24 protein-coding genes, 1 pseudogene and 2 other annotated features are annotated in these 24,030 nt (G+C 38.0%); of the genes and pseudogenes, 20 read left to right on the top strand and 5 right to left on the bottom strand.

Translation table 11 applies throughout. The features are described from left to right. Positions 1-93 precede the first annotated feature (93 nt). Together NQ185_RS09745 and thrS are read left to right on the top strand one after the other, a co-directional pair. On the top strand, positions 94-918 hold the full coding sequence (locus tag NQ185_RS09745; RefSeq protein ID WP_257581547.1) for a putative sporulation protein YtxC: 825 nt from the start codon (positions 94-96) through the stop codon (positions 916-918). 45 nt (positions 919-963) lie between these two features. Then, positions 964-1,199, top strand: a binding site (T-box leader). 52 nt (positions 1,200-1,251) lie between these two features. Beyond that, complete coding sequence (gene thrS, locus NQ185_RS09750; RefSeq protein WP_257581482.1) at positions 1,252-3,177, top strand: threonine--tRNA ligase; 1,926 nt, start codon at positions 1,252-1,254, stop codon at positions 3,175-3,177. Between the two features lie 36 nt (positions 3,178-3,213). On the opposite strand, the gene NQ185_RS09755 is transcribed toward thrS, so the two are convergent. Then, positions 3,214-3,753 (bottom strand): YusW family protein, encoded by a 540-nt coding sequence (locus NQ185_RS09755; RefSeq protein ID WP_257581483.1) that lies wholly within the window; start codon positions 3,751-3,753, stop codon positions 3,214-3,216. A 411-nt stretch (positions 3,754-4,164) separates the two neighbouring features. On the opposite strand from NQ185_RS09755, the gene infC reads away from it, so the two are divergent. The 5 genes from infC to NQ185_RS09780 all read left to right on the top strand — a co-directional run bounded on the left by infC (position 4,165) and on the right by NQ185_RS09780 (position 6,688). After that, positions 4,165-4,668, top strand: coding sequence for a translation initiation factor IF-3 (gene infC, locus NQ185_RS09760; RefSeq protein ID WP_257581484.1), 504 nt, complete (start codon positions 4,165-4,167; stop codon positions 4,666-4,668). 21 nt (positions 4,669-4,689) lie between these two features. Then, complete coding sequence (rpmI, locus tag NQ185_RS09765; RefSeq protein ID WP_257581485.1) at positions 4,690-4,890, top strand: 50S ribosomal protein L35; 201 nt, start codon at positions 4,690-4,692, stop codon at positions 4,888-4,890. 29 nt (positions 4,891-4,919) lie between these two features. Next, positions 4,920-5,273, top strand: coding sequence for a 50S ribosomal protein L20 (gene rplT, locus NQ185_RS09770; protein ID WP_257581486.1), 354 nt, complete (start codon positions 4,920-4,922; stop codon positions 5,271-5,273). A 503-nt stretch (positions 5,274-5,776) separates the two neighbouring features. Then, positions 5,777-6,049 carry a DUF1294 domain-containing protein gene (locus NQ185_RS09775; protein WP_257581487.1) on the top strand — a complete coding sequence of 91 codons (273 nt, stop codon included), beginning with the start codon at positions 5,777-5,779 and terminating at the stop codon, positions 6,047-6,049. A 48-nt stretch (positions 6,050-6,097) separates the two neighbouring features. Beyond that, positions 6,098-6,688 carry a TVP38/TMEM64 family protein gene (locus NQ185_RS09780; protein WP_257581488.1) on the top strand — a complete coding sequence of 197 codons (591 nt, stop codon included), beginning with the start codon at positions 6,098-6,100 and terminating at the stop codon, positions 6,686-6,688. Between the two features lie 16 nt (positions 6,689-6,704). On the opposite strand, the gene NQ185_RS09785 is transcribed toward NQ185_RS09780, so the two are convergent. Next, the gene (locus tag NQ185_RS09785) at positions 6,705-7,094 is read right to left on the bottom strand and encodes a sigma-w pathway protein ysdB (RefSeq protein WP_257581489.1); all 390 of its coding nucleotides are present in this window, start codon (positions 7,092-7,094) and stop codon (positions 6,705-6,707) included. A gap of 95 nt (positions 7,095-7,189) precedes the next feature. Between NQ185_RS09785 and NQ185_RS09790 the strand changes: the two genes are divergently transcribed. The 3 genes from NQ185_RS09790 to NQ185_RS09800 all read left to right on the top strand — a co-directional run bounded on the left by NQ185_RS09790 (position 7,190) and on the right by NQ185_RS09800 (position 9,741). After that, a complete protein-coding gene (locus NQ185_RS09790) occupies positions 7,190-7,681 on the top strand; it encodes a dUTP diphosphatase (protein ID WP_257581490.1) in 492 nt (163 codons plus the stop codon). A 25-nt stretch (positions 7,682-7,706) separates the two neighbouring features. Beyond that, positions 7,707-8,792: a M42 family metallopeptidase gene (locus NQ185_RS09795; protein ID WP_257581491.1), complete on the top strand. Its 1,086-nt coding sequence runs from the start codon at positions 7,707-7,709 to the stop codon at positions 8,790-8,792. 106 nt (positions 8,793-8,898) lie between these two features. Next, positions 8,899-9,741, top strand: a complete 843-nt coding sequence (locus NQ185_RS09800; protein WP_257581492.1) for an aminoglycoside 6-adenylyltransferase — start codon at positions 8,899-8,901, stop codon at positions 9,739-9,741. Between the two features lie 36 nt (positions 9,742-9,777). On the opposite strand, the gene sspI is transcribed toward NQ185_RS09800, so the two are convergent. Beyond that, positions 9,778-9,984 (bottom strand): small acid-soluble spore protein SspI, encoded by a 207-nt coding sequence (sspI, locus tag NQ185_RS09805; RefSeq protein ID WP_257581494.1) that lies wholly within the window; start codon positions 9,982-9,984, stop codon positions 9,778-9,780. 99 nt (positions 9,985-10,083) lie between these two features. Between sspI and NQ185_RS09810 the strand changes: the two genes are divergently transcribed. The 5 genes from NQ185_RS09810 (at position 10,084) to NQ185_RS09830 (ending at position 16,515) form a co-directional block, all read left to right on the top strand. Continuing rightward, positions 10,084-10,839 (top strand): TrmH family RNA methyltransferase, encoded by a 756-nt coding sequence (locus NQ185_RS09810; protein WP_257581495.1) that lies wholly within the window; start codon positions 10,084-10,086, stop codon positions 10,837-10,839. Positions 10,840-10,891: 52 nt separating this feature from the next. Beyond that, positions 10,892-11,145, top strand: a binding site (T-box leader). A gap of 49 nt (positions 11,146-11,194) precedes the next feature. Continuing rightward, positions 11,195-12,232 (top strand): phenylalanine--tRNA ligase subunit alpha, encoded by a 1,038-nt coding sequence (pheS, locus tag NQ185_RS09815; RefSeq protein WP_257581496.1) that lies wholly within the window; start codon positions 11,195-11,197, stop codon positions 12,230-12,232. A gap of 18 nt (positions 12,233-12,250) precedes the next feature. Further along, positions 12,251-14,665 (top strand): phenylalanine--tRNA ligase subunit beta, encoded by a 2,415-nt coding sequence (pheT, locus tag NQ185_RS09820; RefSeq protein WP_257581497.1) that lies wholly within the window; start codon positions 12,251-12,253, stop codon positions 14,663-14,665. 250 nt (positions 14,666-14,915) lie between these two features. Then, a complete protein-coding gene (locus tag NQ185_RS09825; RefSeq protein ID WP_257581498.1) occupies positions 14,916-15,458 on the top strand; it encodes a hypothetical protein in 543 nt (180 codons plus the stop codon). After that, the gene (locus NQ185_RS09830; protein WP_257581548.1) at positions 15,424-16,515 is read left to right on the top strand and encodes a PQQ-dependent sugar dehydrogenase; all 1,092 of its coding nucleotides are present in this window, start codon (positions 15,424-15,426) and stop codon (positions 16,513-16,515) included. Before NQ185_RS09825 ends, NQ185_RS09830 begins: the two co-directional genes overlap by 35 nt. A 257-nt stretch (positions 16,516-16,772) precedes the next feature. Here the strand turns inward: NQ185_RS09830 and rnhC are convergent, their stop codons facing one another. Further along, entirely contained in the window at positions 16,773-17,711 is a 939-nt protein-coding gene (rnhC, locus tag NQ185_RS09835; RefSeq protein ID WP_257581499.1) for a ribonuclease HIII, read from the bottom strand. Between the two features lie 152 nt (positions 17,712-17,863). On the opposite strand from rnhC, the gene zapA reads away from it, so the two are divergent. The 5 genes from zapA to NQ185_RS09860 all read left to right on the top strand — a co-directional run bounded on the left by zapA (position 17,864) and on the right by NQ185_RS09860 (position 23,338). Further along, positions 17,864-18,124 carry a cell division protein ZapA gene (gene zapA, locus NQ185_RS09840; RefSeq protein ID WP_257581500.1) on the top strand — a complete coding sequence of 87 codons (261 nt, stop codon included), beginning with the start codon at positions 17,864-17,866 and terminating at the stop codon, positions 18,122-18,124. A 7-nt stretch (positions 18,125-18,131) separates the two neighbouring features. Beyond that, positions 18,132-18,674 (top strand): CvpA family protein, encoded by a 543-nt coding sequence (locus NQ185_RS09845; protein WP_257581501.1) that lies wholly within the window; start codon positions 18,132-18,134, stop codon positions 18,672-18,674. Positions 18,675-18,794: 120 nt separating this feature from the next. After that, positions 18,795-20,513 (top strand): DNA polymerase/3'-5' exonuclease PolX, encoded by a 1,719-nt coding sequence (gene polX, locus NQ185_RS09850; RefSeq protein ID WP_257581502.1) that lies wholly within the window; start codon positions 18,795-18,797, stop codon positions 20,511-20,513. A 15-nt stretch (positions 20,514-20,528) separates the two neighbouring features. Then, a complete protein-coding gene (locus tag NQ185_RS09855) occupies positions 20,529-22,886 on the top strand; it encodes an endonuclease MutS2 (RefSeq protein WP_257581504.1) in 2,358 nt (785 codons plus the stop codon). Between the two features lie 44 nt (positions 22,887-22,930). Beyond that, entirely contained in the window at positions 22,931-23,338 is a 408-nt protein-coding gene (locus tag NQ185_RS09860) for a DUF350 domain-containing protein (protein ID WP_257581505.1), read from the top strand. 237 nt (positions 23,339-23,575) lie between these two features. On the opposite strand, the pseudogene NQ185_RS09865 reads toward NQ185_RS09860, so the two are convergent. After that, positions 23,576-23,843 (bottom strand): annotated as a pseudogene (locus NQ185_RS09865) (transposase); the annotation flags it as partial. Positions 23,844-24,030: the final 187 nt, after the last annotated feature.

Raw genomic sequence — 24,030 nt, forward strand, 5'->3', positions numbered from 1 at the left:
TTTTGTTGCTTGATCATATTATCAGGTCTAGTCCAAGCTTGCTCTCATATATATGTAACAATGCAGGAAAAAGGGGGAGCAGGCTTGGAGTTAATGTTTAAATCCATTCAAGATGCTATACGTTTTAAAGCTTTTTTATCTGCCAATGGCTTGCAAGACTCCTTTATGGAAAGGCAAAGCCAATTTATATATTCTTTTAACTTTATCTTTGTCAAAAAAGAGAAGTATATTCAATCTTTAATACAATTCATTCAAGATGTTAAAAGGGACGAATGGGTGAACAATGTATTACGCGACACTTATAAGTATAATATTGAAGATGAACGGATTGAAATTTTGAACATTATGAATCAAATGTTTATGGGTGAGCGAATAGAGTTGGTTTCATTAGTCGGGAAATTGGATGAAGAAGATGTAATTCGGGAAGCTGTAACTGATTTATTGGATTATAATGGCGCAGTTCTTTTTGAATCTTTTTTACGATTCCGCTTAAAGAAGTATTTTGAGCGTGTATTAGCCTATTTAAATGTGGCAATAGATGAATATAAAATGGAACAGGAATATCAGATGTTTGTAAATATGTTGAGGGATTACTTGAAAAATCGTGGTCCGAGGCTAGATATCGTTCATGTATTGCTGGAAAAGCCCATTTTATTTTTCAATGAAATCTTAAAAGAAATGGGGAAGGAAGAAATTAAAGAGATCATGGATCGCCGTTTGCTTTCTAACCACCCTGTATATGTAGATTCATCTGTTATAGCACCCCTTTTATCGATGGCTCCAAAAAAAATTTTTTTGTACACGGATGAAGAAGATCAACCTCTTATTAGAACATTGAAAAATATATTTGAGGAGCGTTTGTCGATCTTATCTATAACACATTTAAATAGTTTGTTAAATATCTATTCTGATACTTGATTTTGTTTTTTAAAACGGATATAATAGCGTACATAATCTTAACTTTTACAAGTATTGATAAGGACATGAGTATTTTGTTACGGTTTCCAGAGAGGAAAGGAATGCTGCGAACTTTCCAACACGAACTAAATGCTTACCACCTTTGAACTCCAATCATGAATCCGCCATAGGCGTGTAGTATTGATTGGCGGTAGACTCCGTTATGATCAATCCAAAGTCATTATGTATTTTCACATAATGAAAATTAGGGTGGAACCACGTGTATAAAACTCGTCCCTTTCCGGGGATGAGTTTTTTTATATTTTAATTTAATTTAAAAAGGAGTGTAATGTCATGTCAGAACAAGTAAAAATTACTTTCCCAGACGGAACAATTAAGGAGTTTGCAAGTACTACGACAACTGAAGACATTGCAGCTTCCATTAGCCCGGGCTTACGTAAAAAAGCATTGGCAGGTAAAATTAATGGACAATTGATAGATCTTAAAACAGCGATTAATCAAGATGGTTCAATCGAAATTATTACACCTGAAAGTGACGGGGCGCTTGAAGTTTTGCGCCATAGTACTGCTCATTTAATGGCACAAGCTGTAAGAAGATTGTTTCCCAATGTAAAGCTTGGAGTAGGTCCAGTCATTGAAAATGGTTTTTATTATGATATGGATTTAGACCATTCCATTACTCCGGAAGATTTGCCTCTTATTGAAAAAGAAATGAAAAAAATCATTAATGAGAACATCGAAATTGTTCGAAATGAAGTATCCCGTGACGAAGCTAAGCAAATGTTTGCTCACGATGAATATAAACAGGAATTGATTGATGCAATTCCCGCCGACGAAAAAGTAACAATTTATGAGCAAGGAGATTTTGCAGACCTTTGCCGTGGTGTTCACGTACCTTCAACAGGTAAAATTAAAGAATTTAAATTGTTAAGTATTGCTGGAGCCTATTGGCGCGGCGATAGCAATAATAAGATGCTGCAGCGTATTTACGGAACAGCCTTTTTCAAGAAAGAAGATCTCAAGTACCATTTGAAAATGTTAGAAGAAGCAAAAGAACGTGATCATCGTAAGCTTGGGAAAGAGCTCAGTTTATTTACTAATTCACAAAAGGTCGGCCAAGGACTTCCACTCTGGCTGCCAAAAGGTGCGACTATCCGCAGAATCATCGAACGTTATATAGTTGATAAAGAAGTGGCGCTCGGCTATGACCATGTTTACACTCCAATTATGGGAAGTGTAGAGCTCTATAAAACAAGTGGGCACTGGGATCATTATCGTGAAGATATGTTTCCAGTCATGGATATGGATAATGAACAGCTCGTATTACGTCCTATGAACTGCCCACATCATATGATGGTGTATAAAAATGATATTCACAGCTATCGTGAGCTGCCGATTCGAATTGCAGAGTTAGGAACTATGCATCGTTATGAAATGTCAGGTGCATTATCAGGATTACAGCGCGTCCGTGGAATGACTTTGAATGATGCACATATATTTGTTCGACCAGATCAAATTAAAGATGAATTCATTCGTGTTGTTCAGCTTGTAAATGAAGTTTATAAAGACTTTGACATTAACGATTATTCATTCCGTCTCTCCTATCGCGACCCTGAGGATAAAGAGAAATATTTTGATGACGATGAGATGTGGAATAAAGCTCAATCGATGTTAAAAGAAGCGATGGATGACCTTGGCGTTGAATATTTCGAAGCAGAAGGTGAAGCGGCTTTTTACGGACCGAAGCTCGATGTTCAAGTGAAAACAGCTTTAGGAAAAGAAGAAACCCTTTCAACTGTTCAACTTGACTTCTTACTTCCTGAAAAATTCGACTTAACTTATGTCGGAGAGGATGGGAAGCAACATCGTCCAGTCGTTATCCACCGTGGGGTTGTATCCACAATGGAACGCTTTGTAGCCTTTTTAATTGAAGAATACAAAGGGGCGTTCCCAACATGGCTAGCACCGGTTCAAGTACAAGTGATTCCTGTTTCACCTGATGCTCATTTTGACTATGCAAAACAAGTTGTGGACCAATTGAAATCATCCGGATTCCGTGTGGAGTTGGATAAGCGCGATGAAAAAATTGGCTATAAAATAAGGGAAGCACAAATGCAAAAGATTCCTTATATGCTTGTTGTCGGTGATAATGAAATTGAAACTAAGTCTGTGAATGTAAGGAAATACGGGGAGCAGAACTCTGAAACAATTCCGTTTAACGATTTTATCTCCATATTAAAGAATGAAGTAAACAATTAATAAAAAAAGCACCTTCATTGAAAAAGGTGCTTTTTTTTATTGATCCTTTATCTCCATTTTCGTACCATCTTTAAAAATGTATTCCAATTCAAATGAATGGTAATTATCACTTAGATTGAATCTTTGAAGGACTTCTCGAATAACTTCATCTTTTGGAGTATTTGCCTCAATGCCTAAGTCTTTTAATTGTGTATAGATCGTATTAAATGCTTCCATTCCTTTTAGCCTTCTATTATTAATTGTATCTTCCATTTTAGCTTCGTAATCACCATTTTGACTACCTTGCTCATAATCAAATTCAAAGTCTTGGTCATTGTCATACTCAACATCTAAGTCAAATTTTGTAAAGTTTAGCTCCTGCATTTTTTTTGCAGCATCTTGATCATCGGCTACAGTTCCAACTGATTTATTTCCACTATTGTCCTTACTTTCATCATCTGGGGTATTAGCATTTTGACTCGTTTTAGTGGGAGTAACTTGTTCCTTTGGGTTATTATCGACAGATGGATCGTTTGAACAAGCCGCCAGACCAAAAATGACTGTGAGTACAAGTAGGGAAGAAAAAATTTTTTTCATTCTTATGCCTCCATTTAACGTATTATCAAAAGTTTTTCCCTATAGAGCCAATTTAAACATTTTCAAAAAAATCATTGCAAAATGAATATGCTTTTGTTATGATGAAATACGTTGATTATAAGGATTCATCATTGACTAAAATCTATGTTTATGATAAAGTAACTAAGGTGAACTGAATACTCGTTTGTAGAAGAAGGAGCTGCCCGCTTCTCGCCTGATTGACGCAACATTGCTGTTGACAGGTTAATGGTTTGATTGTTATTCATAACGACTATTGTGCGTGAATACAGTGCGGGTTGCTTTGTGCCCGTGCTTTTTTAATGCTCATTTTTGGGCAGCATTCTGTTATCTTGGAAACAAACATCGTATTCTTTGAAAAAACCTTGGAGGTGGCTAATTATTAGCAAAGATATGTTGGTAAATGAAGGCATTCGTGCCCGTGAACTTCGTCTCGTCGACCATAATGGTGAACAGCTGGGAGTGAAATCCCGCAATGAAGCACTTGAAATCGCTGCTCGTGTAAATCTTGACCTTGTTCTTGTTGCTCCTAACGCAAAACCTCCCGTTGCTCGTATTATGGACTACGGGAAATTCCGTTTCGAACAGCAGAAAAAGGAAAAAGAAGCACGTAAAAATCAAAAAGTGATCAACGTGAAGGAAGTTCGTTTGAGTCCTACAATTGATGAACATGATTTTAATACGAAACTTCGTAATGGCCGAAAATTCTTGGGAAAAGGCGATAAAGTGAAGGCGTCTATCCGTTTTAGAGGTCGTGCGATTACACATAAAGAAATTGGACAACGTGTATTAAATCGTTTCGCTGAAGAATGCAGCGATGTAGCGACAGTTGAATCGAAGCCGAAAATGGACGGTCGTAGCATGTTCTTAGTTTTAGCACCAAAAATCGAAAAGTAATGTTTTGAGGAGGAAAGCTCTATGCCAAAAATGAAGACTCACCGTGGCTCTGCAAAACGTTTCAAAAGAACAGGATCTGGAAAACTTAAACGTTCACAAGCTTATACAAGCCACTTGTTTGCAAATAAAACAACTAAACAAAAACGTAAACTTCGTAAAGCCGCAATGGTATCAAAAGGTGATTTCCGCCGTATCCGCCATATGCTTGACAACATGAAGTAATTATTAAGATTCAATAGGAGGGAAATAATATGCCACGTGTAAAAGGCGGAACAGTTACCCGCAGACGTCGTAAAAAGGTATTAAAGTTAGCAAAAGGTTATTATGGTTCCAAACATAGATTATTTAAAGTAGCAAACCAGCAAGTAATGAAATCATACATGTACGCTTATCGCGATCGCCGCAACAAAAAGCGTGATTTCCGTAAACTATGGATTACACGTATTAATGCTGCAGCACGTATGAACGGACTATCTTACAGCCGTTTAATGCACGGCTTGAAAGTAGCTGGCATTGAAGTGAACCGCAAAATGCTTGCAGATCTTGCAGTATCAGACCAACAAGCATTTGCAGAATTAGCAAACAAAGCAAAAGCTTCGCTATAATCCAAAAGCGTAAGCGCCTCGGACAGCCCCGACAAGCAAATGTTCTGAGCCAACAAAAGTCCGGTCTTGACTTTTATTGGATCAGGTTATTTGACCTCGAGGGGCTAGGCATGCGCTGAAGCTAGACGGAAATCTTATCATAAGCCATTCTCCGAGTTGGAGAATGGCTTTTTGCTGTTTGAAATTATATGGAGAAAGATAGGCTTTTAGCTTGTTTCATTCATGCATAAAGGGATTAGAAAACAAAATAAAGAGTTTTACATACCCCGAGGTGAATCGCAACGAAAAATGCTTAAAAGGTAGTTTTGCGTTTCGAATCGTCTTCAATCGCAACGGAAAATCATCAAAAGTTGGTTTTGCGTTGCGATCATTCTACAATAGAAGCGGAAATTGATAAATTGCTTGGTTTTAGTCAGATTAATAGAAACAAATACTAAAAAAGCTGGATATCCTTTCGAATCCCATGTACATTCGAGATAGGATCACGAAAGGGGAATGGAGATATGAGGTTTTTATTAATTTGGTATTTTATCATTATCAATGTTTTCGGAGTACAAATAATGAGAAGTGATAAAAATCGCGCAATACATAAACAAAGAAGGATCAGTGAAAATAATCTTTGGATTGTTGCACTTATCGGAGGGGCGCCTGGGGCTTTTGTTGGCATGAAGGTGTATCGTCATAAAACGAAGCATTTTCAGTTTAAATATGGATTGCCGATTCTTGCAATCATCGATTTATTGATTTATTTTTACTTATTTAGCCTCGTGTCATAACAGACGAGCAGGAAAAATAAAATAGTGGTAAGAAAGCAGGTGATCATGATGGATGAACAGCTACTGATCATGCTTGCATTTATGGAAGGGACCGGAATTCTCGCTCCTTTCATTTTTGTCTTTTTTCACGTACTTAGGCAATTTTTATTTATTCCTGTCGTTATCCTCTGTATGGCAGGAGGAATTCTTTTCGGAAGTTTTCTCGGGACTGTGTATTCCATGGCGGGGTTGCTGCTTCTTTCCGCACTATTTTATTTCTGTATAAGAAGAATGCCAGGAACGCATGCTAAATTAATGACGATTAAATATAAATGGTTTGGACGTTACACTAAAATGACGGTTGGCCAAATTGCGGTATTAAGACTCATTCCTTTTTTTCACTATCATTTACTCAATTTATGTCTGCTTGAGAGAAGACCAGATTTTAAAGGTTTCATGAAAGGGGCATTTGCTACTAACTTACCGCTCGCATTTTTTTACACAGTTTTCGGTGAATTCATCACTCATTTTACACCTACTATTGCGGTGATCATTATATGTTCACTTTTGCTCCTGTTTTACATTCTTCGTGAAAAAATCGCTACAGTTTCCTGGGAGGACTTTTTTAATCATCCTAAACAAGGCAAAAACCCCTGCTAAAAAACAGGGGTTTTCATTAGGACCTCTTTTTCGCCAATAATTCTTTAATTGGACTTTTCCAGTCTATTTCGCTATCTGGATATCGCAGTTTAACCTCATTTTCAATATAGACAAAGTCCTCATAGGACAAGCCTTTAAGCAGATCTGCATTATGTGGCCATATGAAAATGGATACTACTTCAAATGAGCGTTCTGTCGTTCCTAAGTATTTTTCACCCTCAAACATAACACCATTATACGTAACAAGGAAGTTCTTTCTAATATTTTCAGGATTATCATAGAAAAAGTACTTTTTTTGTTCGTGGGCACTTTCAAGTTTTCTCTTTGGATCGATTATAAACTTGACAGTTTTATAAATGAGGTAAATAATAAATGCAAAAATTACGAGTCTCAGCACGTAAATCATGAAGAGGCCTCCAATCGAGTAATCTTAAACAGGTATACGTTTAAAGAGTGAAAAGGTTTCAATTTCTGCTATAATTTTTTTGGAGGGATAAAATTATGACTTTAGAAGAAATGTTTTCCATGCAAGCTCAGTTAGATAAATACATAGAGAACGAACATGGGCTAGAAAATAATCAATTATTAGAAGAAAAAGTATTAGCCTTGCTCGTTGAAATTGGTGAACTGGCAAATGAAACAAGATGTTTTAAATTTTGGAGTAAAAAACCTGCTTCAGAAAGTCATGTCATACTAGAAGAATTTGTCGATGGAATTCATTTTATACTCTCAATTGGATTAGAACTCGGATTTTCCAAAGAGCCGATTTCAATTGTTTCATCGGAAGGAAATGAAGATTTAGTCCGAAGCTTTTTAAAAATATTTTCCCTTGTAGATGATCTGAGGGAAAAAAGAACGTTCGATAGCTATGAAGAATTAATGCGTCAATATTTTATTCTAGGGCAATCTTTAGGTTTTTCGATTGACGATGTTCACAATGCGTATAAAGCTAAAAACGAAGTTAACTACAAAAGACAGCAAGAGGGGTATTAATTAATTTTATTATGGAGGTTGCAAAATGCAAAAACTAGATGAAACATTAACAATGTTAAAGGATTTAACGGATGCCAAGGGGATTCCAGGAAATGAACATGAACCGCGTGAAGTGATGAAAAAGTATATCGCTCCTTATGCGGACAAAATCGAAACAGATGGTCTAGGGAGTTTGATTGCTAAAAAGACGGGTGATGCAAATGGCCCTAAAATCATGATTGCTGGTCATTTGGATGAAGTCGGATTTATGATCACCCAAATTGATAAGAAAGGATTTTTACGTTTCCAAACAGTTGGCGGCTGGTGGTCTCAAGTCATGCTCGCGCAAAGGGTGACAATTGTTACGGCAAAAGGTGATATTACAGGTGTGATTGGATCAAAACCTCCACATATTTTATCTCCCGAGGCACGGAAAAAACCAGTCGACATAAAGGAAATGTTCATTGATATCGGTGCTTCAAGCCGAGAGGAAGCGATGGATTGGGGAGTCCGTCCTGGAGACATGGCTGTTCCTTATTTTGACTTTACAGTTATGAATAATGAAAAACATTTACTTGCAAAAGCGTGGGATAATCGAATCGGATGTGCGATTGCCATTGACGTATTGAAAAACTTAAAAGGTGAAAACCATCCAAATATCGTTTATGGGGTAGGAACAGTACAAGAAGAAGTTGGCCTAAGAGGCGCAAAGACGGCAGGGAATAAAGTACAGCCGGACATTTCCATTGCGGTTGATGTAGGAATAGCGGGCGATACACCGGGAATCAGTGAAAAGGAAGCTATGAGTAAGATCGGAGACGGACCACAAATCATTTTATATGATGCATCGATGGTATCCCATAAAGGACTGCGTGATCTTGTAACAAATACTGCAGATGAACTTGGGATTCCTTATCAGTTTGAGGCGATCCCGGGTGGGGGAACAGATGCGGGTTCCATCCATCTAGCAGCCGAAGGAGCCCCTTCTTTAGCTATTACAATCGCAACTCGCTATATCCATAGTCACGCCGGAATTCTTCATCGTGATGACTTTGAAAATGCAGTTAAGCTTATTACAGAGGTTGTAAAGCGTTTGGATCGAAAAACGGTTGATACAATTACGTTTGAATAAGGAGGGAATCATGAAAAAGCTGTTTTGCAAGTTATAACGTTGGCCAAAAGTGCGTTCCCCTCCTCATTAAGTGTTAAGCAAAATTAAATAATTTGGAGGGGTTATTATGCGAACTGAGCAGACCATGATAGCGCTCATCCTTTCGATTGCTGAAAAGGATGAAAGAATTAGAGCCGTCATGATGAATGGTTCTCGGGTAAATTCAAATGTAAAGAAAGATCGTTATCAAGATTATGATATTGTTTATTATGTACATGAATTAAATTCTTTTTTGGCCGATCATTCATGGGTAAATGCATTCGGTGAACGTATTATTATGCAAATGCCGGATGCGATGTCCCTTTTCCCATCTGACTGGCCGGGTTTTAGTTATTTAATGCAATTTGCTGACGGTAATCGGATTGATTTAACATTACTACCAGTAGAAGAGATTAAGAATCAATCAAAATTTGATAGTTTAAGTGTTGTACTGCTTGATAAAGACAAAAAACTTCCCCATTTGCCGAAGCCTAACGAATCTGACTATATTACGAAAAAGCCAACACCGGAAGAATTTATGGATTGTCAAAATGAATTTTGGTGGGTCGCGACATATGTTGCCAAAGGGTTAAAGCGTTCTGAGCTACCTTATGCTAAATCGATGATTGAGGGGCCAGTTCGTAGTATGCTAGTTCTTATGCTCGATTGGTATATAGGAAGCAAGCACTTATTTAAAGTTAACACTGGAAAAGACGGAAAATGGCTTGAAAGGTATTTAGATAAGAAGGTGTGGGGCAAATTCGTTTCCACTTATTCTACTGGAGATTATCAAGATATTTGGAGGGGGCTTTACGCGATGTGCTCACTTTTTGAAGATTTATGTGAAGTTGTCGCTAATAAATTAGAATATCCGCTTTTTTCTGACCATAAAAAAGTATTGGATTATTTAAAACGGCTTGAAAAACAATAAATGTTTGAAGGCGCATAAAAATCATGCGCCTTCTTTTTATTTCAAGCCCTGCTCCAATGTTTCAAGCATCATGGTTTTCTCTTGTTCATCGGCATTTTGCCAGATAACTTCAAAGAGTACTCCTAAGCCGGGAAGCATTTTTTCTTCGCCACGTTGGATCGCATCTACAATCGTATCCTTCAATTGTGATTGGTTATTGCCAGAAACATTGTGAATAACGGCATTGCGTAAATTTAAATTCATGGATTTTAAACTCCTTTCTATGTAGTTCATCTTAGTTTTTCGCAAATTACGAGGAATATGTATAATAGAATAAGAATGAATTTGAAAGGACATGAACGGATGGAATATATTCAATCGCCAAAAAATTCACGTGTAAAAGAGTGGAAGAAACTTTTATCGAAAAAGGATAGAGATTTGACGGGTAGATACATCATTGAAGGTGAACATCTAATTGAAGAGGCATTGAAAACTGATGATGTGATGGAACTAATGCTTCAAGAAAACAATGAAGTTCCAGACTTATGGCTTTTTAAAGATATACCTCCCGTAACAAAGATAACAGCTGATATTAGCAAAGTAATTTCAGCAACGAAAACACCACAAGGAGTATTTGCAGTTTGCCGTAAAAGTGACTCCACAATCGATTTGAAAAAACATAAACGATTTTTGTTACTTGACGGTGTTCAAGATCCGGGCAACATCGGGACGATGATTCGAACAGCAGATGCGGCAGGCATTGATGTTGTCATAATGGGAGAAGGATCAGGTGATGTATATAATCCTAAAGTCATTAGATCTGCCCAAGGCAGCCACTTCCATGTGCCGATTATTATAGGTAATTTGCATACATGGATTGAAACTTTTAAAGCATCTCATGTGCCGGTCTATGGTACCGCACTTGAAGGCGCAGTATCTTATAAGGAAGTCAGGCCAACTGATTCATACGCCTTAATCGTAGGAAATGAAGGGGCGGGTGTAGATTCAACCATCCTGCAAAATACTGATCAAAACCTCTATATTCCAATCTATGGGAACAGTGAATCATTAAATGTTGCCGTTGCTGCGGGAATTCTTTTATATCATTTACGAAAATAGATTTGAAATTGCTGTTTATAAGCTCTATAATGTTGTGTATATCTAAATAATGTTAATGACTGTGATGGAGAAAAGTAACCAAGAGAAAGCTATCAGGAAGAAGATGCCTTGACTGTGAGCATTTTCAGTGGAATCTAGGTGAAGTTCGCCTCCTGAGTCGGTATCGGGACCGTTTAAACGTAAAGATACCCCGGCGCTTGCCGTTATGACAATGAAGTGAGCATGAAACGAAAAGCTAATGTGCTTTGCATAGAGCTAGACACATGTTTATAAGGGTGGTACCGCGACCAAAGCCTCGTCCCTTTTTGGGATTGGGGCTTTTTTGTATTTCAAAAATTCGAAGGAGGAAATTTTTGTGGAAGAAAAGTTAAAACAATTGGAATCTGAGGCATTGGCTAAAATTAATGACGCTCATGATTTAAAGGCATTGAATGAAGTTCGGGTTGCCTATTTAGGAAAAAAAGGTCCGATTACGGAAGTTCTGCGGGGTATGGGAAAATTATCTACAGAAGAACGGCCAAAAATGGGAGCTCTCGTCAATGTAGTGCGAGAAACGATTACAGCTGAAATTGGGAAAAAACAACAAGAATTAGAAGAAGCTGCCGTACGTAAACAGTTAGAATCAGAAACAATTGATATTACTCTTCCAGGAAGACCAGCTAAAACTGGAAGCCGTCATCCACTTACAAAGATTATTGAAGAAATAGAAGATCTTTTCATTGGCATGGGATATAAAGTGGCTGAAGGTCCGGAAGTGGAAAAAGATTATTATAATTTTGAAGCTTTAAATTTGCCAAAAGGGCATCCTGCTCGCGACATGCAAGATTCTTTTTACATTACAGAAGAAATCTTGCTGCGTACCCATACATCTCCTGTTCAAGCGCGAACAATGAAAAAGCATGAAGGCAAGGGTCCAGTAAAAATCATTTGTCCTGGAAAGGTTTATCGTCGGGATAATGATGATGCAACACATTCACATCAATTTACACAAATCGAAGGGTTAGTAGTTGATGAGAATATAACAATGGGTGATTTGAAAGGAACACTTGAAGTATTTGCCAAAAAAATGTTTGGCGAAGATCGCGAAATTCGTTTGCGTCCAAGTTTCTTCCCGTTCACAGAACCGTCAGTTGAAATGGACATCTCTTGTAAAATATGTGGTGGAGATGGCTGCCGTGTATGTAAACAAACGGGATGGATTGAAATACTCGGAGCGGGCATGGTTCATCCAAACGTCCTTGAAATGGCAGGATTTGATTCAAAAAAATATACCGGATTTGCATTCGGAATGGGTCCGGAAAGAATTGCAATGTTGAAATATGGCGTAGAGGATATTCGTCATTTCTACACGAATGATATCCGCTTTTTACAACAATTTGCGGTGCAGGAATAAGATTAGGAGGGAAAATACATGCTTGTTTCATATAAATGGCTGCAAGATTACGTTGATCTTAGCAATGTAACAGCGCTTGAGTTAGCCGAAAAAATTACAAGAAGTGGTATAGAAGTAGATGGAGTTGAACAATTAAGTGCTGGGATGAAAGATGTTGTTGTTGGTCATGTCCTTGAATGTGAAAAACATCCTGAGGCTGATAAGCTGAATAAGTGTCTTGTTGATATTGGCGAAGAGGCACCTGTTCAAATCATTTGCGGAGCACCGAATGTGGCTAAAGGACAAAAGGTTGCTGTCGCAAAGGTAGGAGCAGTCCTCCCAGGAAATTTCAAAATTAAAAAGGCAAAGCTTCGCGGTGAAGAATCAAATGGAATGATCTGTTCGCTTCAGGAGTTGGGAATTGAAGGAAAGTTAGTAGCAAAAGAATTCGCAGAAGGAATTTACGTATTTCCAGAAAACACGGAAGTCGGTTCGGATGCTTTACAGCTATTAAATTTGGACGATGAAATCTTAGAGCTTGATTTAACTCCAAATCGTGCAGACGCCCTCAGTATGATAGGTGTTGCATATGAAACGGCCGCTATTTTAAATCAAGAAGTTAAATTACCTGAAATCACGACTAAAGAATCGAACGAAAAAGCTGAAGACTATATATCAGTTAGAATAGATGCGACCGAAGAAAATCCATTATACACAGCTAAAATTATTAAAAATGTAAAAATTGGGCCATCACCTTTATGGCTGCAAACTCGACTCATGTCGGCTGGAATCAGACCGCATAATAATGTAGTCGATGTCACGAACTATATTTTACTTGAGTATGGACAGCCGCTTCATGCATTCGACTATGATCGCTTTGCTTCAAAAGAAGTGGTTGTACGACTTGCAAATGAAGGAGAAAAAATCTTCACTCTTGATAATGCGGAACGTACTTTAACTACTGAACAGCTTGTCATTACGAACGGGAAAGAACCAGTTGCTCTTGCAGGTGTTATGGGAGGAGCAAACTCTGAGGTCGGAAATGATACGACAACGATTCTGCTTGAATCTGCCTATTTTACAGGTCAGTCGATTCGAAATACATCAAAGCATCACGGATTACGCAGTGAAGCTAGCAGCCGTTATGAAAAAGGAGTAGACCCGGAAAGGGTGCACCCAGCAGCTGAACGGGCAGCGCAGCTTATTGCAGAGCTTGCTAATGGCGAGGTTCTTGAAGGGATAGTAGAAGCTAATCATTTACGAATTGAACCTGCAGTCGTTTCGATTTCATTAGAAAAAATAAATCGTGTACTTGGAACAGATATGAGTAGAGAAGCTGTCAGCGAAATTTTCAGTCGCTTAAAGTTCGAAGCAACGGTTGAAGATGATACTTTTATCGTTACAGTTCCGACACGCCGCGGTGATATCACGATTGAAGAAGATTTAGTAGAAGAGGTGGCTAGATTATACGGCTATGATCATATCCCTAAAACCTTGCCAAAAGGTGCTTCAGTACCTGGGGGGTTAAGCCAGGTACAAGAAAGAAGGAGAGCGGCGAAAGGATTTCTTGAAGGGGTTGGACTGTACCAAGCTATTACGTATTCATTGACAAGCGAGGAAAAGGCAACAAGTTTTGCCATTGAAACACGTGAACCGGTAAAGCTTGCAATGCCGATGAGTGAAGAACGGAGTAGGCTGAGACTGAGCATTATACCGCAGCTTTTAGAATCTGTTTCTTACAACTTAGCTCGCCAACATGATTCTATCGCATTATATGAAATTGGCTCCGTCTTTTTAAGCAATGGCGGGGATGTTCAACCAGATGAACGTGAACATATTGCGGGTGCCATCACCGGTCTTTGGGTGGAGAACGAATGGCAAGGAGAAAAAAAACCAGTAGATTTTTATGTAGCAAAAGGAATTTTAGAAGGTTTGTTTACGAAACTGGGAGTTTCAGCGAATATTGAATGGCAGAGAGCAGAGATAGAAGGTATGCATCCAGGAAGAACAGCGGAAATACTATTATCCGGTGAAGTGATTGGCTTTGTCGGGCAAGTTCATCCTAACGTACAAAAAGAATTAGATTTAAAAAACACATTCGTATTTGAGGTTAAGGCTGGTGCTTTATTCAATTATGACCTTCCACCGCTCGCTTACGTTCCGATTCCACGTTTCCCATCTATTACCAGGGATATCGCTTTAGTGGTTGATAAGGATGTAAGTGCCGGAACACTAGCTGCGATTATTAAGGAAGCTGGTAAAAAATTATTAAAATCAGTCCATGTGTTTGATTTATATGAAGGCGAACATATGGAAGAAGGAAAAAAATCAATCGCCTTTTCTTTAACCTATTCAGATCCTGAAAGAACCCTTACAGATGAAGAAGTTGTAAAAGCGCATAACAAAGTACTTGCCGAACTTAAGGAAAAAGCAAGTGCCGAACTAAGAGGGTAATAAGAAAAGCGGAAACGCCTGTTTATCGACGTGCGAACTTCAGGGCCTTCGACTGAGACAAAGGAAACACGGTGAGGAACGTGCCGATGTTTAATTATCGAAGGGAGAAGGGCAGGAAGTTCGCTATTCGATAGGCGCTGGACCTAGACAAAAAACGCGAGCCAAATGCTCGCGTTTTTGCATTGTACTTAACAATTGAGAATAAATTCTATACAATCATTATTAAAATAACTTCTAGAGGACGGAAAATATGAAGAAAAGACGTTTATTATTATATTTAGTTGGATTTATTCTAGCGGTTGGTATTATGACGATTTACCAAAAAACTTCATCCCAAGAATACCACCCTGAAAAGGTCACAAGTTATATAAATGGTCTTCGTATGGGAATACAAGATTTATACAAAAAAGTGCCTATCAATGATATTAGGGAGAATAACACAATTTCCGAAGCACAGCTAGATCATCTTCTTGGTGGAATCGAACGTGTTTATTCAAGTTATATTGAATTAAAAACAATGGCGACCACGTTTGGCTATATGGAGGAGCAAGATACAAAAACAGAATTCATATTAAACCAGGTTCATTTATCACTCCAAGAGTTAAAAACAGTTTCTAGTGGCGGTATCATATTAACTGAAACACAAATGAATGCAATCGAGGAGTTATACAAGTATTTATGGGATCTTTACCAGCTTGATTTATACGATAAGGATTTGGATAAGATTTTACTTAAATTGGAGGAAGTGAGTGAAAATCATGAATCCCTTGCCGAAGTGTCTTTCTTGTCGTAGCTTTTGGCCTTTTTTCATGCTTTTATTTCTAGCGGGATGTTCGGGAAATGAAGGTAGAATTGATTCGCTTCCAAAAGAAGAAGATCTGCATGCAATAGGAAATGAAAGTGAATTACAGATTACTGATAACCTAAATGTACCTTGGGCCATAACTAAAATGAACGATACTTTTTATGTTAGTGAAAGACATGGAACTATTACTACTGTTCATGAACCAACTGGGGAGACTCAACGATTACAGGTCAAATTGCAAAAAAAACTTTTCACTGGAGGAGAAGGCGGGTTTTTAGGAATAGAGCTTATTCCTAATACGGATTTAGAAGCATTCGCCTATCATACTTACGAAGAAGCTGGAGACGTATGGAACCGTGTCATTCGAATCGTAAAAGAAAATAATATATGGAATGAAAAAGAAGTTCTTTTAGAAAAAATACCAGGTGCACAAATTCATAATGGGGGCAGAATCAAAATCGGTCCAGATCAGAAATTATATATAACGGCGGGAGATGCTGCTGTTCCTGAATCAGCACAAAATACTGAGAGTTTATCGGGAAAAATATTAAGAATAGAGTTTGATGGTTCGATTCCTGCGAATAATCCATTTAAAGGCTCGCCCATATACTCATATGGCCATCGCAATCCGCAAGGACTTGCATGGTCTGAAAATGGCCAGTTGTTCGAAACGGAACACGGCCAAAATGCTCATGATGAGATCAATAAGATTGCTTTAGGGAAAAACTACGGATGGCCTAATATTCAAGGTGATGAGCAAAAAGCGGGGATGGAATCGCCTATCTTTCATACAAATGGGAATACTTGGGCACCAAGTGGAACGGAGTATTTTAATGGAAAGTTATATATTGCCTCTTTAAGAGGAGAGGCCGTTAGAGTCTATGATCTTGAACAAAACAAAGCTAGTATTTTAATCGAAGGATACGGACGAATACGAGATGTTTTCATCGAGGACGAATCACTCTATTTCATCACAAATAATACAGATGGAAGAGGCACACCCGCAGAAAATGATGATCGATTAATGAAAATAGATTTAAAATAAGGTAGAGCTTATTAGCTTTACCTTATTAAGTTTTCGTCTAGCTTCAGCGCCTATCGACTAGCAAACATCCTGTCCTTTTCGCTTGCGTAGTCAACATTAGGTGAAATTTGAAATGCCAATTTCACTTGCTCGTTCCTCGCCGTGTTTCCTTTATCGTAAGTCTTGGGCCGAAAAAGGAACGTCACTAAAATCGCCACGTCCTGTGGCAACGTCAACGGACCCGCGTCCTGCGGGCCTGTACGTCAATGAACAGGCGCTTACGCTTTTGTAATACCCGCTATTTTTTTCGCCTTGTTCGTATTTGCAAAATGAAGCTTTGTAAATTGATTCAACGCTGATATTCCTTTTGCCTTTATTAATCTCGCTGCATCTTGATCGACTTTAGCTCCTGCTCCTTTTGTTAAAGAAAAACCGGCTTTTTTACTTAATTCATCAAATGCTTTTAAAAAGGCATAGCGAGCTAATATGGAAGCGGCAGCAACAGATAGGTGTATGCTTTCGGCTTTTGTACTAAAATAAACATTTTCACGCAAGATTTCTTTCTGGCCTTGAAGATGGCGGAAATATATTGGCGCCTCTGCAAATTGATCAATGAGAATTGCTTCAGGCTTTTCAGGATCAATTTTTTTTAGTAAATGATTTAAGGCTTGGTTATGCAGAAGAGCTGTAATTTTACCTTGGGTCATTCCAGAAGACTGTAATTTATTATATTTTTCATTCGATAATGTTAATAGGCTATACGGAAGAAATGTAAGTAAATCCTTGGCAATTTTAATAATCTGTGAATCCGTTAAATTCTTTGAATCTTTGACACCTAACTCCTTTAAGAGTAACATCTGATCATTTTTTACATATGCTGCAACAACGGTCATTGGTCCGAAATAGTCGCCTTTCCCTACCTCATCAGATCCGATTGCAGACATAGAAGAGATGTTAGCTGGGAGGGGCGCCCCAGAGGTTTTTGTCTGAACTGGTTTAGTTAACTGATTCAAGGATTGACCCCATTGCTTCGCTTCCTCTTCATTTCTAGTTCCTTGAAACATCACTTTTCCCGAACGATACGCGGTAATTGTGCAACCATTTTTTTTGGCAGCAAAAATAGCTCCTGGAGGAGTTTTATCTGTTTTATTTTTTTCGTAAAAGGATTCCATATTTTTTATAGTAGCTGTTGTCACTTGAATAACGATATTTGCCAAAAGAACACTTCCTTTCTATTTTAAAGAAAATTTCAAACAAACTTTATATCCTTCCTCTATTATCAGTCCCGCATGTTTAGACAATATATTCCCATCTTTTTTTATTCATGATATGATATGTAATAGGATTCTATCGATTGGAGGCTAATGGTTTGACGGAAAATGAAAAGATTCGGGCCATGGTCATGATTTATGGACAACAGTATACCATTTCCGGAACTGAAACGACAGAGCATATGCAGCAAGTGGCAGCGATTGTTGATAAGAAAATGCGTGAGATAAATTCAGTAAATCCTAATCTTAATACGAGCTCACTTGCAGTATTGACAGCCGTCAATACCATTCATGAATATATTAAACTACAAGAAAAGTATGAAGAATTAGTAGAAGAATTTAAACGATTAAAGGACTGAACTTTTTATGCTAGACCTTATTTTAGTGATTATTCTTGTTTTTGGCTTTCTAATTGGATTACGAAGAGGCTTCATCCTTCAACTTATACACATGGTAGGATTTATTGTTTCCTTGATTATTGCGTACAAATATTATGAAGATCTTGCTCCATTGCTTAAGCTGTGGATCCCATATCCGGATTTAGGCGGTAATGAGACTATAAAAATGGTGTTGGACGGGGTAAGTTTTGATATAGCTTTTTACCGAGTAATTGCCTTTGCCATTATTTTCTTTGCTGTACGAATTGTATTAGGGATAATTGGATCGGCGCTTGATATTGTTGCCAGTCTTCCAATCATTAAAGTAATTAATGTTTGGGCAGGAGGCATCCTCGGATTAATAGAAATGTATTTATTAGTATTCATTCTTTTATACATTGCCGCATTAGTTCCGATTGCTATGATTCAAACCGCCTTAATCGATTCAACTATAGCGGATGCAATCTTAAAAAATACGCCGTATTTCTCAGAAGAAGTTCAAAAGTGGTGGCTTGATTATATTCAACAATAAGTGGCTGTCCCTAGGAAGAGTGGGGATCCCTTCTACATAAAGGGGTCTAAACTTTTATAGGGTGGCCTCTTTTGTTATCATGTGTTTTAAAGGAGAAATATTAGAACGGCTGGTGAAAAAATGGAAATTAATAAAAAAGACATCATACGTTTACTTGAACAAATCGCAGTATATATGGAACTCAAAGGGGAAAATCCGTTTAAAATTGCGGCATTTAGAAAAGCCGCAGGTGCACTGGAAACGGATGATCGGAGCCTCTCTGAAATGACGATTTTTACAGATATACCAGGTATTGGAAAAGGGACTGGAGCAGTTATTGAGGAATTTATAAAAGAAGGGTCTTCTTCTGTATTGCAAGAACTAAAAGAAGAAGTGCCGAAAGGACTTATCCCTTTATTACAGTTGCCGGGGCTTGGCGGAAAGAAAATTTCTAAATTATATCAGGAACTCGGCGTAGAAGATATCCAATCATTAAAAGAAGCTTGTGAGTCTAATCGGGTGGCAGGTTTAAAAGGATTTGGGAAGAAAACGCAAGAAAACATTCTTTCATCAATTGCTCAAATCGGTACTCAGCCAAGCCGCCTGCCGATTGCTTACATGTTACCTCTTGCCATGCATATTGAAAATCATCTTAAGGAAATAAAAGAAATTACTGCTTTTTCTAGAGCAGGAAGTTTACGGCGAACTAGAGAAACTATTAAAGACCTAGATTTTATTATTGCAACAAAGAAACCTGCTTCCGTTAAGGAAAAAATTCTTAATCTGGACGGAATAAAGGAAGCGACTGCAGCTGGAGAAACGAAAGTGACAATTGTAATGAATGGAAGATACGAAGTCTCAGTTGATTTTAGAATAGTGGCAGAGGAAGAATATGCTACAGCTTTACACCACTTTACAGGTTCAAAAGATCATAATGTAAGAATGCGTCAGCTTGCAAAAGAAAGAGGAGAGAAAATCAGTGAGTATGGGGTAGGAAATATAGAATCAGGTGAGGTTTTAACGTTTAAAAGTGAACTTGATTTTTTCCGCCACTTTGACTTACCTTATATTCCACCAGAAATAAGGGAAGATGGGCAGGAAATCGAAATTTACAATGCTCAAACTGATTTGATCAAGTTAGAAGATATTAAAGGGGATCTCCATATGCATACGACATGGTCAGATGGAGCCTATTCTTTGGAAGAAATGGTAGAAGCGTGTAGGAAAAAAGGTTATAAGTATATAGCGATCACCGATCATTCGGAATTTTTGCGGGTTGCTAATGGTTTGTCAGTGGAACGAATTAAACAGCAAAATGAAGAAATTCGCGCATTAAATGAAAAATATGATGATATTGTCATTTTATCAGGAATTGAAATGGATATCCTTCCAGATGGGAGCTTAAATTACGCAGATGATGTGCTAGCAGAACTCGATTTTGTCATCGCTTCTATCCATTCCAGTTTCTCGCAGCCGCAAGAGAAAATTATGGAGCGGCTAAATAATGCTTTTCAAAATCCACATGTGGATATGATTGCCCATCCAACTGGCCGGATAATTGGAAGGCGGGACGGATACGATGTTGATATTGACTTATTAATTAAATGGGCGAAAGAGACGAATACTGCGCTTGAACTGAATGCAAATCCAGAAAGACTTGATTTAAGCGCCAAACATATAAATAAAGCAATTGAAGCTGGTGTCAAGGTAGCCATTAATACGGATGCCCATAATATTCGCAGCCTAGATTTTATGGAAATCGGTGTTTCTGCCGCGATAAAAGGTTGGGTAAAAAGAGCATCTGTCATCAATGCGATGGAAATAGATGAATTGCTGCATTTTTTAAAGAGAAACGATTAGGGACGGAGTTTTACGATGAATACAAAAATACTTAAAACCCTTGAATTTAATAAAATCCTTGTTCAATTAGAAGAATATGCTTCATCGGTGTTGGGCGCTGAGAAAATAAGAAGTTTAAAGCCATCGGTAACATTGGATGAAGTTGTAGTGATGCAAAACGAAACGGATGAAGCTGCCCACGTACTTAGACTAAAGGGACATGCACCACTAAGTGGAATTCATAATATTAAACCTCACGTGAAAAGAGCGGAAATAGGCGGAATGTTAAACGCACTTGAGCTCATGCAGACGGCAAGCACTATTTATGCTGGGCGTTCCATGAAGCGGTTCATTGAAGGATTGCTTGAAAATGAAGTGGACATTCCTATCCTTGAGAGTAAAGCTGATCAAATTGTTTTGTTGACTGACCTTGAAAAGAAAATAAAAAATGCCATTGATGAAAGCGGAGAAGTCCTTGACTCTGCAAGTGAAGCATTGAGAAGCATTAGGCAACAAACAAGACGAAGCGAAGGGAAAATTAGGGAAAGGCTTGAAGGCTTAATTCGAAATCGGAATGCTCAAAAAATGTTGTCCGATTCGATCATTACGATTAGAAATGAAAGGTATGTCATTCCAGTTAAACAGGAATATCGAGGGCATTACGGTGGAATTGTCCATGACCAATCTTCCTCCGGCCAAACCCTTTTTATTGAGCCGCAAGTTATTGTTGAATTAAACAACGCATTAAGGGAATTGCAGTTAAAGGAAAAGCAGGAAATAGATCGGATTCTTGCAGAACTTTCAGCTAAAGTAGCTGAATCAGCTGATGATTTATATCATTTAGTAGATGTTTTGGGTGAGCTTGATTTTATATTTGCAAAAGCGCGTTTTGGAAAAGAAATGAAGGCGACGAAACCTAAAATAAATCAAGATGGAATCATTCGCTTGTTAAAGGCCCGTCATCCTTTACTGCCAATTGAAGAGGCGGTTGCTAATGATATAACTCTTGGTGAAGAGTATACGTCCATGGTCATCACTGGACCGAATACGGGTGGGAAAACCATTACCTTGAAGACAGTTGGCTTGTTGACGCTTATGGGACAGGCCGGACTGCAAATTCCCGCCTCTGAAGGGTCTGAAATTGCTGTTTTTGGAAAGGTATTTGCGGATATTGGTGATGAACAATCGATAGAACAATCTTTAAGTACATTCTCATCCCATATGGTTAATATAGTTGATATTTTAAAAAAGGTTGATCGTGACAGTCTTGTGCTGTTTGATGAACTTGGTGCAGGTACTGACCCACAGGAAGGTGCAGCCCTTGCCATTTCTATTTTGGATGATGTATATCAGCGGGGAGCACATGTTGTTGCAACAACACATTACCCCGAACTAAAAGCCTACGGCTATAATCGACCTGGCGTAATAAATGCAAGTGTAGAATTTGATGTAGAGACATTACGTCCAACGTATAGGTTACTAATAGGGGTCCCTGGTAGGAGTAATGCCTTCGAGATTTCTAAAAGGCTTGGACTTTCAGAATCTGTTATTTCATCTGCTCGCTTATTAATAGATACAGAAAGTAATGAAGTTGAGAATATGATTGCTTCGCTTGAAAAAAGTCGAAGGGAAGCGGAGCATGATTATGAAGAAGCCCATGATTATTTAAGAAATGCTGAAAAGCTTTTTCAAGATCTTCAAAAGCAAATGATAGAATTTTACGAGCGTAAGGAAAAAATGTATGAAGAAGCGGAAGCGAAAGCTGGGAAAGTAATTGAAAAGGCAAAGGCTGAAGCTGAAGGAGTAATGAGCGAACTTCGTCAAATGAGGCTTGAAGGCGGAACACAAATAAAAGAGCATGAATTGATCGAAGCACGAAGGAAGCTAGATGCTGCCTTACCAAAATTGGATAAAGGCACCGAAAACCTAAAAGGTAAGAAACAAAAGCGTGAGTTTCAAGCTGGTGATGAAGTGACTGTAACAACATTTGGTCAAAAGGGTCATCTGATTGAAAAAATGGGTCAGGATGAATGGCAAGTTCAAATAGGGATTTTGAAAATGAAAGTACAAGAGAAAGATCTAGTATTTATTAAAGCGGAAGAGAAAAAAGAAACAAAGCCGCTTGCAACTGTAAAAGGAAGAGACTATCATGTGAAACTGGAATTGGATTTGCGTGGAGAGCGCTATGAAGATGCACTTTTTATGGTAGAAAAATATATTGATGATGCTTTATTGGCGAATTATCCACGTGTATCAATTATCCATGGGAAAGGAACCGGTGCGCTTAGGACGGGAGTTACAGAATATTTGAAACATCATCGCTCTGTTAAACGTATAAGATTAGGTGAAGCAGGTGAGGGTGGAAGCGGTGTGACAATAGTAGAATTTAAGTAATTCTACTATTGCCATACCCTCCCAAACACAAAGGGGGAAAACGAATGGACTCTTTTTGGGAAAATGCATTTATTCAGACAGCAGGATATTATAGCGTAACTGTCCTATGCATCGTCTTATTTTTATTTGTTTTCGAGTTAGTTACGAAGTATAAAAACTGGGAGGAAATCAAAAAAGGGAATATTTCTGTTGCGATGGCTACAGGAGGAAAAATTTTTGGAATAGCTAATGTTTTTAGGCATTCAATCCTCCATCATGACACTCTGTTCGTCATGATTGGTTGGGGGATATTTGGTTTTTTCCTTCTGTTGACGGGATATTTTATTTTTGAATTTTTAACTCCAAAATTTAACATTGATAAAGAAATCGAAAAGGATAACCGCGCTGTAGGTTTTATTTCCCTCGTTATTTCAGTTGGACTTTCCTATGTTATTGGCGCGGGTATTCCATAAGGAGTAGGATTTAGTGGAAAAACTTGCAAAAGTGCTGCTTGTTTTATGCGGCGTTTTTATTCTTGTAGGTATTATTTATTTAATTAATGTATAAATGAAGAGGGGCTATTAAAGACGAGGGTACTGAAATTCTTTCGTTTTATAGATAGAATGAATATCTCCTTAAAAAAAAGGTCCATAGTATCCACTTTTTGGGATACTATGACCCGTTTATCCGTCTAAGAATGCTTGCTTTTCCTTTAATGACATATCGTATTTTGACCGGTCAACTATATCAGCATTGGAAAGTGTATAAATCGTCTTTAACAATAAATATTTGAACATACGAATAGGATCGATAGCGTTTCGACCATTGTCCATGGCAATATTTATCTTCAAGTTCATCATAAACAAATGAAAAATCTATCGGATAGTTAATTTTACGCATCATATTATCCTTTGGAACAACTAAATCGTAAATAGCCATATAGGGACTCAAAATCATTGATTGTTGTTTTTGAATCATAGCAACCACCCGTTAACATTTGATACTAAAATATACAGCAAAAAAGGTATAATTCCCTTTAATTAAGAGGTTTGATACCTTTTTTTCTTTGGCTATGTTAAAAGCCATCCCTGATTATTAACACTGTTGATTGGAGCAGAAGGCGCGTAGACTCCTGCGGGAGTACGGAACAGGGGAGACCCCACAG

This window comes from Lederbergia panacisoli, from assembly GCF_024626525.1.
Classification (GTDB): domain Bacteria; phylum Bacillota; class Bacilli; order Bacillales; family Bacillaceae_C; genus Lederbergia; species Lederbergia panacisoli.

Coding starts and splice junctions, on each gene's coding strand:
- NQ185_RS09745 (WP_257581547.1), top strand. CDS start 94: ATGTTTAAATCCATTCAAGATGCTATACGTTTTAAAGCTTTTTTATCT.
- thrS (WP_257581482.1), top strand. CDS start 1,252: ATGTCAGAACAAGTAAAAATTACTTTCCCAGACGGAACAATTAAGGAG.
- NQ185_RS09755 (WP_257581483.1), bottom strand. CDS start 3,753: ATGAAAAAAATTTTTTCTTCCCTACTTGTACTCACAGTCATTTTTGGT.
- infC (WP_257581484.1), top strand. CDS start 4,165: ATGTTGGTAAATGAAGGCATTCGTGCCCGTGAACTTCGTCTCGTCGAC.
- rpmI (WP_257581485.1), top strand. CDS start 4,690: ATGCCAAAAATGAAGACTCACCGTGGCTCTGCAAAACGTTTCAAAAGA.
- rplT (WP_257581486.1), top strand. CDS start 4,920: ATGCCACGTGTAAAAGGCGGAACAGTTACCCGCAGACGTCGTAAAAAG.
- NQ185_RS09775 (WP_257581487.1), top strand. CDS start 5,777: ATGAGGTTTTTATTAATTTGGTATTTTATCATTATCAATGTTTTCGGA.
- NQ185_RS09780 (WP_257581488.1), top strand. CDS start 6,098: ATGGATGAACAGCTACTGATCATGCTTGCATTTATGGAAGGGACCGGA.
- NQ185_RS09785 (WP_257581489.1), bottom strand. CDS start 7,094: ATGATTTACGTGCTGAGACTCGTAATTTTTGCATTTATTATTTACCTC.
- NQ185_RS09790 (WP_257581490.1), top strand. CDS start 7,190: ATGACTTTAGAAGAAATGTTTTCCATGCAAGCTCAGTTAGATAAATAC.
- NQ185_RS09795 (WP_257581491.1), top strand. CDS start 7,707: ATGCAAAAACTAGATGAAACATTAACAATGTTAAAGGATTTAACGGAT.
- NQ185_RS09800 (WP_257581492.1), top strand. CDS start 8,899: ATGCGAACTGAGCAGACCATGATAGCGCTCATCCTTTCGATTGCTGAA.
- sspI (WP_257581494.1), bottom strand. CDS start 9,984: ATGAATTTAAATTTACGCAATGCCGTTATTCACAATGTTTCTGGCAAT.
- NQ185_RS09810 (WP_257581495.1), top strand. CDS start 10,084: ATGGAATATATTCAATCGCCAAAAAATTCACGTGTAAAAGAGTGGAAG.
- pheT (WP_257581497.1), top strand. CDS start 12,251: ATGCTTGTTTCATATAAATGGCTGCAAGATTACGTTGATCTTAGCAAT.
- NQ185_RS09825 (WP_257581498.1), top strand. CDS start 14,916: ATGAAGAAAAGACGTTTATTATTATATTTAGTTGGATTTATTCTAGCG.
- NQ185_RS09830 (WP_257581548.1), top strand. CDS start 15,424: ATGAATCCCTTGCCGAAGTGTCTTTCTTGTCGTAGCTTTTGGCCTTTT.
- NQ185_RS09845 (WP_257581501.1), top strand. CDS start 18,132: ATGCTAGACCTTATTTTAGTGATTATTCTTGTTTTTGGCTTTCTAATT.
- polX (WP_257581502.1), top strand. CDS start 18,795: ATGGAAATTAATAAAAAAGACATCATACGTTTACTTGAACAAATCGCA.
- NQ185_RS09855 (WP_257581504.1), top strand. CDS start 20,529: ATGAATACAAAAATACTTAAAACCCTTGAATTTAATAAAATCCTTGTT.
- NQ185_RS09860 (WP_257581505.1), top strand. CDS start 22,931: ATGGACTCTTTTTGGGAAAATGCATTTATTCAGACAGCAGGATATTAT.